Origin of the sequence: Qipengyuania xiapuensis (genome assembly GCF_019711395.1) — a bacterium.
In the GTDB taxonomy this organism is placed as follows: domain Bacteria; phylum Pseudomonadota; class Alphaproteobacteria; order Sphingomonadales; family Sphingomonadaceae; genus Qipengyuania; species Qipengyuania xiapuensis.
Window position 1 is genome coordinate 1,682,212 of sequence record NZ_JAIGNL010000001.1, and the last position, 13,289, is coordinate 1,695,500.

Annotated in this window: 13 protein-coding genes; 4 read left to right on the plus strand and 9 right to left on the minus strand. The window is 63.3% G+C overall.

What is annotated here, in order from left to right:
- Window positions 1-24 precede the first annotated feature (24 nt).
- Window positions 25-1,419 carry a cryptochrome/photolyase family protein gene (locus K3163_RS08510; protein WP_221553814.1) on the minus strand — a complete coding sequence of 465 codons (1,395 nt, stop codon included), beginning with the start codon at window positions 1,417-1,419 and terminating at the stop codon, window positions 25-27.
- Window positions 1,420-1,437: 18 nt separating this feature from the next.
- A complete protein-coding gene (locus K3163_RS08515) occupies window positions 1,438-2,394 on the minus strand; it encodes a metal-dependent hydrolase (protein ID WP_345719722.1) in 957 nt (318 codons plus the stop codon).
- A 45-nt stretch (window positions 2,395-2,439) separates the two neighbouring features.
- On the opposite strand from K3163_RS08515, the gene K3163_RS08520 reads away from it, so the two are divergent.
- On the plus strand, window positions 2,440-3,153 hold the full coding sequence (locus K3163_RS08520; protein ID WP_221553815.1) for a phosphatase PAP2 family protein: 714 nt from the start codon (window positions 2,440-2,442) through the stop codon (window positions 3,151-3,153).
- Window position 3,154: 1 nt separating this feature from the next.
- Here the strand turns inward: K3163_RS08520 and K3163_RS08525 are convergent, their stop codons facing one another.
- The 3 genes from K3163_RS08525 to K3163_RS08535 are packed head-to-tail and all read right to left on the minus strand — an operon-like array spanning window position 3,155 to window position 6,653.
- Window positions 3,155-3,673 (minus strand): hypothetical protein, encoded by a 519-nt coding sequence (locus K3163_RS08525; RefSeq protein WP_221553816.1) that lies wholly within the window; start codon window positions 3,671-3,673, stop codon window positions 3,155-3,157.
- Complete coding sequence (locus tag K3163_RS08530) at window positions 3,670-4,704, minus strand: 2-oxoacid:ferredoxin oxidoreductase subunit beta (protein WP_221553817.1); 1,035 nt, start codon at window positions 4,702-4,704, stop codon at window positions 3,670-3,672. The genes K3163_RS08525 and K3163_RS08530 overlap by 4 nt, the downstream gene beginning before the upstream one ends.
- The gene (locus K3163_RS08535) at window positions 4,701-6,653 is read right to left on the minus strand and encodes a 2-oxoacid:acceptor oxidoreductase subunit alpha (RefSeq protein ID WP_221553818.1); all 1,953 of its coding nucleotides are present in this window, start codon (window positions 6,651-6,653) and stop codon (window positions 4,701-4,703) included. The genes K3163_RS08530 and K3163_RS08535 overlap by 4 nt, the downstream gene beginning before the upstream one ends.
- 171 nt (window positions 6,654-6,824) lie before the next feature.
- Here K3163_RS08535 and K3163_RS08540 point away from each other — a divergent pair, with 171 nt between their 5' ends.
- Both K3163_RS08540 and K3163_RS08545 read left to right on the plus strand, forming a co-directional pair.
- Window positions 6,825-7,775 (plus strand): alpha/beta hydrolase, encoded by a 951-nt coding sequence (locus K3163_RS08540; protein ID WP_221553819.1) that lies wholly within the window; start codon window positions 6,825-6,827, stop codon window positions 7,773-7,775.
- A 32-nt stretch (window positions 7,776-7,807) separates the two neighbouring features.
- On the plus strand, window positions 7,808-8,245 hold the full coding sequence (locus tag K3163_RS08545; protein ID WP_247710200.1) for an RNA pyrophosphohydrolase: 438 nt from the start codon (window positions 7,808-7,810) through the stop codon (window positions 8,243-8,245).
- 3 nt (window positions 8,246-8,248) lie between these two features.
- Here K3163_RS08545 and K3163_RS08550 read toward each other — a convergent pair whose 3' ends face one another.
- The 4 genes from K3163_RS08550 to K3163_RS08565 form a co-directional block, all read right to left on the minus strand.
- Window positions 8,249-8,710, minus strand: coding sequence for a tetratricopeptide repeat protein (locus tag K3163_RS08550; protein ID WP_244920588.1), 462 nt, complete (start codon window positions 8,708-8,710; stop codon window positions 8,249-8,251).
- A gap of 103 nt (window positions 8,711-8,813) precedes the next feature.
- Window positions 8,814-9,995 (minus strand): RsmB/NOP family class I SAM-dependent RNA methyltransferase, encoded by a 1,182-nt coding sequence (locus tag K3163_RS08555; RefSeq protein WP_221553821.1) that lies wholly within the window; start codon window positions 9,993-9,995, stop codon window positions 8,814-8,816.
- Window positions 9,996-10,010: 15 nt separating this feature from the next.
- Window positions 10,011-11,474 (minus strand): IMP dehydrogenase, encoded by a 1,464-nt coding sequence (guaB, locus tag K3163_RS08560; RefSeq protein ID WP_221553822.1) that lies wholly within the window; start codon window positions 11,472-11,474, stop codon window positions 10,011-10,013.
- A gap of 73 nt (window positions 11,475-11,547) precedes the next feature.
- On the minus strand, window positions 11,548-12,303 hold the full coding sequence (locus K3163_RS08565) for a 3-hydroxybutyrate dehydrogenase (RefSeq protein ID WP_221428302.1): 756 nt from the start codon (window positions 12,301-12,303) through the stop codon (window positions 11,548-11,550).
- Between the two features lie 87 nt (window positions 12,304-12,390).
- Between K3163_RS08565 and ypfJ the strand changes: the two genes are divergently transcribed.
- Window positions 12,391-13,248: a KPN_02809 family neutral zinc metallopeptidase gene (gene ypfJ / locus K3163_RS08570; protein WP_221553823.1), complete on the plus strand. Its 858-nt coding sequence runs from the start codon at window positions 12,391-12,393 to the stop codon at window positions 13,246-13,248.
- Window positions 13,249-13,289 lie beyond the last annotated feature (41 nt).

Consider the following 13,289-nt stretch of genomic DNA (forward strand, 5'->3'; position numbering starts at 1 on the left):
GCAGGAACTGAGACGACAAGTCCGCTACGACTTGCTGGCCTTGTATGCCTCGAGAGCCCGCTCGCGCGCTTCCTTGTGGGCGATGATCTTCACCGGATAGTCTCCACGCTTCGAGTCCGGCGGATCGTGAATTTCGCTGTCGGACAAGCCTGCGAGCTCCGGCACGTATTCGCGGATGTAGCCAGCAGCGTCGAACTTCTCGCTCTGCGTGAGCGGCGCCATGATGCGCACGAACATGTTGCTGTCGACGCCGGTGCCCGAAATCCACTGCCAGTTCACGCCGTTGTTACCGTAGTCGGCGTCGACCAGCGTGTCCCAGTACCATTGTTCGCCGAAACGCCAATCGATCAGCAGGTGTTTCACGAGGAAGCTCGCGCAAATCATCCGCACACGGTTGTGCATCCAGCCGGTCTGCCAGAGCTGCCGCATCCCTGCGTCGACCACCGGATAGCCTGTCATCCCCTTCTGCCAGCATTCCAGATCCTGCTGGATGAGGTGGCCGGCATTGGGGTTCCGCCACAAGGTGCGCTCGTCATATTCGCGGTAGCTCTCGCGCGGGTAGTCGGGAAACTGGTCGATCACGTTCTGGGCATAGTCGCGCCAGATGATCTCCTTGGCGTAGGTCCTCCAGCCGTCGGAGCGCTTGTCCTTGAGCTTGTGCCAGACCTGCGCCGGGCTGATTTCGCCCCAGTGCAGATGTGGCGACAGGCGCGAGGTGATGTCCTCGGATGGAAGGTTGCGCCCCTCGTCGTATTCGGCGACCTCGTCGGTCCACCAGTCGAGCCGGTCGTGCGCCGCTGCCTCGCCGAAGTCCCAGAACGCACGGATGCCCCCTGCCCAGTCCGGCTTGGTCGGGAGAAGCTCCCAATCGCCGAGAACGTCGCTTTCAGGCCAGTTGCCGGGCGAGGAGATCGTCTCCGGCTCGTCCAGCACGTCGCGCGGAGGCATGCGTTCGAGCATGGCCTTCGAGAATGGCGTGTAGATCTTGTACGGATCGCCCGAACCCGTCGTTACCGAACCGGGCGGCAGCAGGTAGTTGCCGTCATAGAGGCACAGCTTGCGCTCATCGCCCAAGGCATCACGCAGTTCGTCCTCGGCTTCCTTCCACCATGGCTCGTAGTGCCGGATCGCATGGATGCAGGTCGCGCCGACCTCATCGGCGAGCGCCGCGAGGATCTGCGGAGCATCGCCTTTCCGGAGCACTATCCTCGAATTGCGACCTCCGAAGCTCTTGCCGAGGCTCTCGAGCGAATAGTGGAGCCAGACCAGCGATGCGCCGCCATAGGCGTGATCGCCCGCACGATCCTGATCGAGGACGAATACGGGAATAACGGGCCCGGCCTTTGCCGCAGCATGGAGGGCGGGTTGATCGGCCATGCGGAGGTCGCGCCGCAGCCAGACGATTTGGGGAGAACTCATGCGGCTCTAACCGCCGCGCTACTCGGTCGGTTCCGTCTTCACGCCCTCGCAGACATCGTCTGGCAATTGAACCTCGAAACGCCCGCTTGCGCGCGGGTCCGAGAAGCGCGCGTCCTGTAGCCAGAGTGTGCCGTTTTCCTTGGGTACGATGTAGGGCGTGCGCGACCAGAACAGGAAGGCGTCGACCTCGCTATTTGCCTCACGCGCAGCTTCGAGATCACAGCGATCAAGCGGCACGCCGGGAAAGGTCGTATCGCCGTTGAGTGTGTAGAGCCCGTTTCCGCCCGTTATCATATCGCGTTCCCACGACCAGAACGGCGGCGGACTTGCGATCACGATGTCTGTTCCCGTCGGGCTTTCCGTGACTTCGCGCTCTGCAGCACCAGTCAGCAGCCCCTGGAACGCGATGTAGAGCGAGGCCACCGTGAGCGAGATCTGCGCAGGCTTCTGCCACTCCCCGCCCTTCTTCTCACGCCTCAGCGAAAACCACGTGGAGATGCCCAAGAGCGCCCAGAGCCAGAGGTCGATGATGAAAAGGGTATCGCCATAGAACCATTGGCTCGAGAACGGCTCGAGCAGGCGGATGCCATAGACGTTCAGCCAGTCGAGCGCCGGGTGCGTCAGGCAGCCGATGAAACTGAGCAGGAAGAGCCACTTGAAACTCACCGGCAAGCGATCCGCGGGACGTTTCCCGCGGCTCGCCTGCCAGCGGTCGTAGCCGTAGAGCAGGCCCGCTAGGATCAGCGGCAGCAGCACGAGTGCTGGCGGACCGTGTGTAATCCCGCGCCGGAAGCCGAGATGCTCGACGCCTTCGAGCCAGAAAAGGCATGCTGCATCCACATCGGGAAGGTTCGCCCCGATGATGAGCGCGGGCATTGCTAGCCCGGTCTTCTTCTTGAGCCCCGCTTGCCCGATCAGCGCACCGACAAGCGAATGGGTTAGATTGTCCAGGCGACCTCTCCTTCGAGGAAATATCCACGTCCCCGTGCGTTGCGTTCGCGTCGTTCTAGAGGAATTTTCGTGCCACTCGCCAGTCTAAAGACATATCTCCACCGCGAACAACGTCTCCTTGTGGGTCTCGTCATCGGTGCTGCACTGGCAACCGGCTTCATCAAACTGGCAGGCGAAATGGCTGAAGGGGAGACCCAGGCCTTCGATCTCGCCTTTCTGAAGTCGCTGCGTGTGGCGGGAGACCTGGGCACGCCGATCGGTCCGCATTGGTTGCTATCCTCGATGCGCGATCTGACCGCGCTGGGCGGTGTCACGGTCCTGACGCTGGTCGCGGCGCTGGCGGTCGTTTTCCTGATAACGCGCGGCAGGTTCCAGCAGGCATTCTACACGGCACTGGCGACCGGCGGCGGTGCCATCTTCGGCACCGTGCTCAAGAGCCTCTTCGCCCGCGCGCGCCCCGAAGTGGTCCCGCACCTCGTGGAAGTAAACTCGCTGAGCTTCCCGAGTGGGCATTCGATGAATAGCGCCATCGTCTACCTTACGCTGGCGGTGATGATCTCGCGCAGTTTCGAAGAGCGCAAGACCCGCATCTTCATCATCGGTGTTGCCGCCCTGCTGGTTCTGACGATCGGCTTCACGCGGCTCTATCTTGGGGTTCACTACCCCACAGATGTACTTGGCGGCTGGACGGTCGGCGCGACATGGGCGCTTGCGATGGGCTTGATTGCAACCCGGCTCCAGGCGAGCCGGAAGATGGAACAGCCCGGCGAAGATCCCGCCTGATCTAGAAGCAGACCGATCCGTCGGTCTTCTCGGACCCCATCGAGAGATCGAGACGATCTCCGTAATGCTCGACCACGAAATCGGGCAGGCAGGGCCGCCCGTGGCTTAGTCCCTCTTTCCACTGGACGAAGATATAGCCGTTGTCTGTCGGTTCCAGCACCGCGACGAACCGCCCGGGCAGAACGCGTTTGACGGCATGACCGGTGATCATCCGGAAACGCAGGTAATCGCCGTAGACATCACCGCCCCGCGCCTTGCGGATCATCGGTGCGTCGACAGGAGGTTCGGCGCCCAGATAGCGGACTACCTCGCCCTTCTGGATGAGGATGCTCGCCCCTAGGCAGATGGAATTCTCGTCCGGATCGGGCGGACAATAGTAGCCGTCGTACTCGGCCTGATCGTCATGCAGTTCGAAAACCGCGGCGAACACCTCGGGCTCGTCGCCCTCATCAGCCGAAAGTGGCCCGGCAGCACCTGCAGCCAGCGCTAGAGTAGCGAAGCTGGCCGCCAGGCGCTTCAAACGGGATCCTCCGCCGTGCCGTCTACCGTCCAGGTCTGACCCTTGCCGAGCAGCTTGGCGAGATTGGCTTCCTTGCCTTCGCTAGCCTTGTTCCGTTCGGCGATGACCGCATCCTCGAACGTCGGACGCGGATCGTCATAAAGGACGCCCAGCGCCATCGGGAACGGGCCGAAGGGCATTTCGATCAGCATGTGGGCGACCGAGCGGTTGGTGACGTCGTGGACGATCACGCCCGCGGCTTCCCAGTCGCCATCGGTCACGTCGACCACTTCGAGGCTCAGCGTTTCGCGATTGAGCGCGATACCCTTGGTGTCCTTGGCGAACAGCATCGGCTTGCCGTCTTCGAGCCAGAGCTGCTGGTCTTCTGCACCCTTGGGCGCGGCGAAATCGTTGAAGACGTCCTTGTTGTAGACGATGCAGTTCTGGAAAATCTCGATGAAGGCCGCGCCCCTGTGCGCGTGAGCAGCCTTGAGCACGTCGGGCAGGTTCTTCGACACGTCGAAACCGCGGCCGATGAAGCGTGCACCGCTTCCCAGTGCGAATGCTGCCGGGCGCGCGGGATGGTCGTAGCTACCGATCGGGGTCGAAGGCGACTTGGTACCCTCGCGGCTTGTCGGCGAAGCCTGGCCCTTGGTGAGACCGTAAATCTCGTTGTTGAACAGCATGATCTGCATGTTCACGTTGCGGCGCAGGACATGCATCAGGTGGTTGCCGCCAATGGAAAGCCCGTCACCGTCGCCGGTCACCAGCCAGACGTCGAGATCCGGATTGGCTAGCTTCGCGCCGGTCGCAAAAGCGGGCGCGCGGCCATGAATGGTGTGGAAGCCGTAGCTCTCGACATAATAGGGAAAGCGGCTCGAACAGCCGATGCCACTGATGAAGACCGTATTCTTCGGGTCTGCGCCAAGCTGCGGCAGCGTGCGCTGGACGGCCTTGAGGATCGCGTAGTCACCGCAACCCGGGCACCAGCGAACCTCCTGGTCGGTTTCCCAGTCCTTGAGCGTGGTTTCGATCTTGACGGGTGCGTTCATTTTGCGCCTCCTTCCGTGCTCGGAAGCTGCTGGTCGTTGGCGGGGACCTGCCCGCCTTCGTTTCCGGGAATATCGTCGAAGAACTTGGCGATTTCCGCCTCGAGCTCGGCGATCTGGAAAGGCTGCCCGCTGGTCTTGGTAAGCGGCTGCGCATCGACGAGGAACTGGTCGCGCAGCACCGTCTTGAACTGGCCGGTATTCATCTCCGGCACGAGCACGTGGTCGAAGCCGCGCAGCAGGTCGCCAAGGTTCTTCGGCATCGGCCAGATGTGGCGCACATGGATATGGCTGACCGAGCAGCCCTTCTCGATACTGCGGCGCACGGCCTGGTGGATCGGACCGTAGGTACTGCCCCATCCAACGACCGCGAGCTTGCCGGAAGTTTCGCCCAGAGCAACTTCCTGATCGGGCACTTTGACGCCTTCCACCTTGTTCTTGCGCGCATCGGTCATGCGCTGGTGGTTGTCGGGCGAGTAATCGATGTTGCCCGTAAGCTCGTGCTTCTCGATGCCACCGATACGATGCATCAGTTCGGGCGTGCCGGGCTTCACCCAGGGACGCGCGCCCTTCTCGTCACGCTTGTACGGCAGGAAGGTCGCATTGCCTTCTTCGTCGGTGCCGTTCTTCTCCGTCAGGAACTTTGCAGGGAACGGCTCGAACGTCGAGGGATCGGGCACCTTCCACGGCTCGGCGGCATTGGCGATGTAGCCGTCAGTCAGCAGCATGACCGGGGTCATGTACTGCGTTGCGATACGGCAGGCCTCGATCGCCACCTCGAATGCATCGGAAGGGCTGCATGCCGCGATGACCGGCATCGGCGCATCGCCATTACGGCCGTAGACGGCTTGGTAGAGATCGCTCTGCTCGGTCTTCGTCGGCAGGCCGGTCGAAGGACCGCCACGCTGCGAATTGACGATGACCAGCGGAAGCTCGGTCATGATGCCAAGGCCGATGGCCTCGGTCTTGAGCGCAATGCCCGGACCCGACGAACTGGTCACGCCAAGCTGGCCGGCATAGCTCGCGCCGATGGCAGCACAGATGGCCGCGATCTCGTCTTCCGCCTGGAAGGTCGTGACGCCGAATTCCTTCAGCCGCGCGAGGTGATGGAGGATCGCCGAGGCGGGCGTGATCGGGTAGCCGCCGAAGAACATCGGCAGTTCTGCAAGCTGGGCACCTGCGACAAGGCCGAGGCTGACGGCTTCCGCGCCCGTGACCGTGCGATAAAGGCCCGGAGCAGTCGGGACCGGGTCGACATGGACCTGCTTGAGCGGTCCGGCGAGCTCTGCCGTTTCGCCATAGGCATGGCCTGCATCGAGCGCCGCGATGTTGGCATCGGCGATCTCGGGCTTCGACTTGAACTTCTGCTTCAGCCACTCGTGGATCGGCTCGCGGTCGCGGTCGAACATCCACAGCGCAAGGCCGAGCGTCCACATGTTCTTCGAGCGCAGCGCGTCCTTGTTGCCGAGACCGAAGGGCTTTACCGCCTCGATCGTCTTCTCGCTGATATCGAAAGCGAGCAGGTCGTATTTCGCAAGGCTGCCATCCTCGAGAGGATTGGCATCGTACTTCGCCTTGTCGAGGTTGCGCTTCGTGAAGGCACCCGTGTCGGCGATGATCAGGCCGCCGGGCTTGAGCGCGGCTAGGTTCACCTTCAGCGCTGCCGGGTTCATCGCAACCAGCACATCCGGCGCGTCGCCTGCAGTGTTGATCGAGCGGCTGCCGAAGTTGATCTGGAAAGCCGACACACCGAACAGCGTGCCCTGCGGCGCGCGGATTTCGGCGGGGAAATCGGGGAAAGTCGCAAGATCGTTCCCGGCAAGCGCGGTCGACAGGGTGAACTGCCCCCCGGTGAGCTGCATACCATCGCCCGAGTCGCCGGCGAAACGCACGACGATCGCATCGGGGCTGGCGGGGACGCCGTCTTGCGGCAGGCTGGCGGCTGTTGCCATCCGGTCAATTCCTTGTCGCGCGCCATAATCGGCGCTGTCTCTGCGGGAGCGCCACCTAGGAGGCGTCCCATCCTCTCGCAATGAAGTTTCTCTGCTAGCCGCAAAAAGGCTGGTGGAAAAGCGCGAGCGAGACGGTTAGTCCCTTTTTGCAACGCGAAGGGAGAGAGCACCATGGCCGATACCGAACATTTCGTGCGCGACGACGTGCGCGCATTTCTCGACATGCTCGAACAGATGGGCGGCAAGGGAGTCGAAGAAGTCGGCGCGGAGGAAGGCCGAACACAGATGAAAACGCTGGGGGCGCTGGCGGAAGCTCCCGCGCGCGACCTCGCGATCATCAAGGACCTCACCTGCCCCGGACCAGCAGGTGACATCCCGCTACGATTCTACGACGCGAAGGAAACGCGCGATCCCTCCCCTTGCGTGGTCTTCATCCACGGCGGCGGATTCGTAATCGGCGACATCGACGTCTACCATTCGCTCTGCACCGAGATCGCCTACCGACTCGATCTGCCGGTGGTTTCGGTCGAATACCGGCTCGCACCGGAGCACCCCTTCCCCGCAGCTCCCGACGATTGCGAGGCGGCAGCGCGGTGGATCGCTTCGTCACCCGACGCGCTCGGGCGCAAGATTACCGGGCTGGTGATCACCGGCGACAGCGCGGGCGGCAATCTCACGATCGTCACCACCAACCAGCTGGTGAATGATCCAGCGGACGTACCGGTGATCGTGCAGGCGCCGATCTATCCGGTGGCAAGCGACGTCTCGCAGCATCGCTCGCTCAGGGATTTCGCAGAAGGCTTCCTCCTGACCGGAGCGGCAATGAGCTGGTTCACCGAGCAATATGGCGGCAGCGCGGACGATCCGCGCCACACGCCCATGGTCGGCGACTGCTCAAATACGCCGCCGACTGTGGTTTGCACTGCCGGGCTCGATCCGCTGCGGGATTCGGGCCGCGAATACGCAGCGCACCTGATCCAGCAGGGCACCGAAGTCGTCTATCTCGAATTTCCCGGGATCATTCATGGCTTTACCACGCTTAGGAAAGCGATGCCGAGCGGGCAGAAGGACCTCGATGCCTTCCTCGACGCGGTAGAACTCATGGTGGAGCGTTACAGGTGAGCGAACTCGGATACCGGCCCTGTGTCGGCGTCATGTTGGTCAACAGCCAGGGCCGCGTATTCGTCGGTAGGCGGATCGATAACAAGGAAGGCGACTGGTGGCAGATGCCCCAGGGCGGTGTCGACGAGGGAGAGGACCTCGACCAGGCGGCGCTGCGCGAATTGGCGGAAGAGACCGGTGCCAAGCCCGAGCACGTCTCGCTGATCGACCGGACCAAGGAACCCATCCGCTATGACCTGCCGGAAGAGCTCATCGGCAAACTATGGGGCGGGAAATATCGCGGGCAGGAGCAGATCTGGTTCCTCGCACGCTTTTCTGGCGCGGACGAGGACATCGACCTCGAGGCACATGACCCGGCCGAATTCTGCGACTGGAAATGGGTAGAGCCCGAGCAGCTGCCCGAGCTCATCGTACCGTTCAAGAAACGCGTCTATCGCGCGGTCGTGGCGGAGTTCCGCGAGCTGGTCTGACGATCAGTTCGACTGGGGAGTAGGCGCATCGGGGATCGTGGCCTCTGCGGTCACGACCGGAGCGCGCTGGCCTGCAGCAATCGCATTCGCCAGACCCTGCGTTTCAGGGCAGCTGTCACCGCAGAGCGACTGGACCTTCGCGAGGCTTAGCCGCGCCTTCTCAAGCGCGCCCTTCTCGGCAAGTGCCTCACCCTCGCCTGCAATCGCGGCGAGATTGTCCGGATCACGCGAAAGCGCCTCGCGGTAATAGCGGATCGCCTTGCCCTGCAGCTTGTCCTCGCGCGCTGCCTCGGCAAGGTGGAGGAAGATCGGCGTATATCCCGGGTCCACGGTAAGCGCGGCCTCGAAAGCGTCGATCGCAGCCTGCGTGCTGCCTTGCTTAAGCGCCGCTTCACCCTGAGCGATAAGCATCGCCGCACGCGGGGTCGGATCGCGTTCCTGTCCCACGCTAACGCTCGCAGTCATGGCAAGAGCCAGGGAAAGGGCGGCGGCGGCGGGGGCAAAACGCATAATCGTCTCCGTTAGCGATGATCTCGCGGAAGGCTGAGTGTTAGCCATAGCGGGAAAGCTAACACGATCTAGCTGCACGGGCGATGAAAAACCCGTCCGTACCATCGTGATACGGCGTCAGGCGGATGCCGTTCCCGCGTTGTCGGCCTACGGGAAGCGCCACTTCCTGGGCGCTAAACTCCTGATGCCGCGAAAGAAACGCCTCGAACTGGTCCGCACCTTCTTCATCAAGCAGGGAACAGGTAACGAAGACCAGTCGCCCGCCGGGCTTAACCAAATTCGTTGCCAGATCGAGAATTTCGGCCTGTAGGCTCGTCAGGCGCGCAAGCTCGCCCTCGTCGAGACGCCAACGCGCCTCCGGATTTCGTCGCCACGTGCCCGTACCCGAACAGGGTGCATCGATCAGCACCGCATCGGCCTGCCCGGCCAGGTCGGCGAGCGCTTCCATCTCTCGCTTGGGGTCGAGCAGGCGAGTTTCGATATTTGTCGCTCCGGCGCGCTCTGCCCGCGGGGCGAGGCGCGAGAGGCGATTGCGATCGGTGTCGGAGGCGACGAGCTTACCGAGATTGTCCATTGCCGCGGCAAGTGCGAGCGTCTTGCCCCCGCCACCGGCGCACAGGTCGATCACGGTCTCGCCGGGCTGCGCATCGACAGCAAGACAGGCCAGCTGCGAACCGGTGTCCTGCACCTCGATCTTGCCTTCGCGCCATTCGGGCCATTGCTCGACATGCGTGCCGGGCTCGAGACGCAGCCCATGGGGCGCATCGGTCTTTACCGCTTCGGTAGGGAGCGAGATCGTCGCGCGATCTGCCTTGAGCGTGTTCACGCGCAGGTCGAGCGGCGCCCGGCCAAGCAATGCGTCGGCTTCAGCCTCCCCGATGTCGGATTTCTCGAGCAGGCGAGCCAGCCACTCCGGAGCAACACCGCCGGCAGTTGCCACCTCGTCGTCTCTCACAGAATCGGGCCCGTAGTTCGAGCCGTCGAACAGGGGCAGGATGCTATCGTCGACCTCGGCTAGGCGAAGCATGGCGGCCCTGCCGCTTTCCGGCACGGGGCCACAAGCGCGGATTGCGGAGAAAACCAGCTCGCGGATAGCGCGGCGGTCCTTCGATCCGGCGAAGCGGTTGTTGCGGAACCACTCGGCAAGGATCCGGTCCGCGGGCGCGCCCTTGGAGCGTGCGGATTCGATGATCGCGTCGAGCAGCTCGATCGAGGTCTGGACTCGTGCGGCGGGGGTCATGTCTCCCCTCCCCGATCAGCGTGTCGGATAGTTCGGGGCTTCCCGCGTGATCGACACGTCGTGCACGTGGCTCTCGGTAAGACCCGCGTTGGTGATGCGCACGAACTGCGCGCGCTTGCGCAGGTCGTCGATCGTGGCGCTACCGGTGTAACCCATCGCCGCCTTGATGCCGCCGACGAGCTGGTGGATCACCGCGCTTGCCGGGCCCTTGTAGGGGACCTGGCCCTCGATACCTTCGGGGACCAGCTTCTGCTGGCTGACGTCCGCCTGGAAGTAACGGTCCGCACTGCCGCGCGCCATCGCGCCGACGCTGCCCATGCCGCGGTAGCTCTTGTAGCTGCGGCCCTGGTAGATGAAGGTTTCGCCCGGCGCTTCCTCGGTGCCTGCGAGCATCGAGCCGACCATGATGCTCGATGCACCGGCAGCGAGAGCCTTGGCCGCATCGCCGCTGGTACGAAGGCCGCCGTCGCCGATGACGGGGACGCCCATCTTTTCGGCTTCCTCGACGCTGTCCATGATCGCAGTGAGCTGCGGCACGCCGACACCGGCGACCACTCGCGTGGTGCAGATCGAGCCCGGGCCGATTCCGACCTTCACCGCGTCCGCGCCTGCGCCGCAAAGCGCCTTGGTCGCTTCGCCGGTCGCGACGTTGCCTGCAATGACCTGGACCGCGTTCGAGAGCTTCTTCACGCGCTCGACAGCCTTGGAGACTTCCTTGTTGTGGCCATGCGCGGTGTCGATCACCACGACATCGACGCCGGCATCGATCAGCGCCTCGGTGCGCTCGAAGCCCTTGTCGCCGACCGTGGTGGCTGCAGCAACGCGCAGGCGGCCCTGCTCGTCCTTCGTGGCGGCGGGATAGGCAACCGCCTTCTCGATATCCTTGACGGTGATGAGGCCGACGCAGTGACCGCCATCGTCGACCACCAGCAGCTTCTCGATGCGGCGCTGGTGCAGGAGACGGCGCGCTTCTTCCTGGCTGGTACCGAGCGAAACGGTAGCGAGGTTCTCGGTGGTCATGAGCTCGCTGACCGGCTGGCGCGGGTTTTCGGCGAAACGCACGTCGCGGTTGGTCAGGATGCCGACAAGCTTGCCGTAGGTATCGGTCACCGGGATGCCGCTGATGCGGTTCGAGGCCATCAGCTCCTGAGCTTCGCCCAGCGTCGCGTCGGGCGTGATGGTGATCGGGTTGACCACCATACCGCTCTCATACCGCTTCACGGCGCGCACCGCGGCGGCCTGTTCGTCGATCTCGAAATTGCGGTGCAGCACGCCGATACCACCGAGCTGGGCCATGGCGATTGCCATGTCCGCCTCGGTCACCGTGTCCATCGCCGATGAGATCACGGGAATATTGAGCTGGATCTCGCGCGTCAGGCGCGTGGCGGTATTCGCCATCGACGGAAGGATTTCGCTCTCGGCCGGACGCAGGAGAACGTCGTCGAAGGTAAGACCGAGGGGAATGTCGAGATGTGCCACTATGAGAATCGCCTGCCGGAGGAATGTGGCGGCCCATGTAACGACGGTTTGTGGCGGATGCTAGAGGGCGCGGTTACTCCGCCGTCCAGCCTCCGTCCACGCTCCAGTTTGCACCGTTCACGTTCTGCGCTTCATCACGGCAAAGGAATGCGGCGAGCGCGCCGATTTCCTCGGGCTGGACGAACTTCTTGGTGGCCTGCTTCACCAGCAGCACATCGTTGATCACCTGCTCGCGGGTCATTCCGCGCGCCTTCATCGTATCGGGGATCTGGCCCTCGATGAGAGGAGTCCAGACATAGCCGGGGCTGATGCAGTTCGCAGTCACACCAAATTCAGCGAGTTCGAGTGCAATAGTTTTGGTGAAACCATCCACCCCGTGCTTGGTCGCATTGTAGGCGCTCTTGAACGGGCTCGCGACTTTCGAGTGCGCGCTGGCGGTGTTGATGATGCGCCCCCAGCCCTTCTTCTTCATGCCCGGCACGACGAGGCGCGTGCAGTGGAAGACGGCCGAAAGATTGAGCGCAACGAGCTTGTCCCACTTGTCGAGCGGGAAATCCTCGACCGGCGAGACGTGCTGCATGCCGGCGTTGTTCACGAGGATATCGATCTCGCCTGCCTCGGCCATCATGGCTTCGACCTGTGCCACGTCCGTCAGATCGGCGCCGCTGTGGGTCGCGCCCAGTTCCTCGCAAAGTTTTGCGATCTCCGCCTCGTCGCCGAAGCCGTTCAGGACGACCTTCGCCCCTTCGGCCGCGAGTGCCCGGGCGATGGCGAGGCCGATCCCGCTGGTCGATCCGGTGACAAGTGCGCGCTTTCCTTCGAGAAACATTTGGCTCTCCGAGCGTTAGGGTTACATCGATAGCGGCCATCGCGCACCGGCGCGGCTCTGTAAAGCGGCCAATGATGGGGGAAGGAAATGCGGCTCAATCCGTTCAACAGCGATAATATCAAGGTCCGTTCGAGCGGCGGCGGTGGCGTGGGCAAGGCCGGCGGCATCGGTTGCGGGACCATCATCCTTGCAGCGATCGGCTATTTCGCATTCGGGCTCGACCCGATGCAGACCATCTCGACCGTCGAAGGCGTTCAGCAGACCACGCAGCAAAGCGGGCCTGCCAATACGAACGAGGAAGAGATCTGCAATTCGAGCGAATATGCGCTCGAAGCCTGCAACGGGCTGCAGTCGCTGAACCAGACATGGGCACGCCTCTTCCAAGAACAGGGCCTCGGCGACCGCTTCCAGCAGCCGACGCTCGACCTGTTCCGCAACGGGCGCGTGACCACGCAAGGATGCGGCAGTGCCACTTCGGCTTCAGGCCCGTTCTACTGCCCGGCCGACCAGACGATCTACATCGACACCAGTTTCTACGACCAGCTGGCACGCATGGCGGGCAACCGCGGCGACTTCGCGCGCTATTATGTCCTCGCGCATGAGTATGGCCACCACATCCAGACGATCACCGGCATCTCGGGCCAGATCCGCAGCGCCCAACAGCGAGCAAGCAGGGCAGAGGCCAACCAGCTGCAGGTCCGCATGGAACTCCAGGCCGATTGCTATGCCGGCGTATGGGCGGGCAGGAACCGCAACCTGATCGAGCCGGGCGATATCGAGGAAGGCATGCAGGCTGCTGCAGCCATCGGCGACGACCGGCTCACCGGCGGGCGCGTTTCGTCCGAGAACTTCACCCATGGCACCAGCGCCCAGCGCAGCCAGGCCCTTCGATTGGGTCTGCGGGGAGACGACCGGGCCTGTGACGAGATCACGGTCCTGCGCTGAGAGATCAGAACGCACGAAAAAGGGGGCGCGACCGGGCTTGG